This window comes from Hydrogenovibrio sp. 3SP14C1 (assembly GCF_029625905.1).
Classification (GTDB): domain Bacteria; phylum Pseudomonadota; class Gammaproteobacteria; order Thiomicrospirales; family Thiomicrospiraceae; genus Hydrogenovibrio.
In genome coordinates this window covers 1-238 of sequence record NZ_JARTLM010000312.1, presented here as the reverse complement: position 1 = coordinate 238, position 238 = coordinate 1, and the positions used below count along the sequence as shown (strand labels likewise).

1 protein-coding gene is annotated in these 238 nt (G+C 57.6%); it reads right to left on the bottom strand.

Annotated features, from left to right (window positions below):
- The coding region (locus P8629_RS12665; protein ID WP_278166437.1) for a HAMP domain-containing protein at nt 1–238 on the bottom strand (238 nt) is incomplete at both ends.

Genomic DNA, 238 nt, shown 5'->3' with positions numbered 1-238 from the left:
CAGCGATTGCGCGGCTTTGTCGCGCAGCGACTCGGCTGAACGGCCAAGCTCTTCACCGGTTTCCACTACATGTGCGATGATTTGGTCGATTTTTTCGACGAAGGTGTTAAAGGCCACCGAAATACGGGTGATCTCGTTGTTGCCAGTGACAGGCAAACGCACGGTCAGGTCACCGTCCCCTTTGGAGATATCCGCCAGCGCGTGCTCAAGGCCTTTCAACGGCGCGAACAGTCGGCCC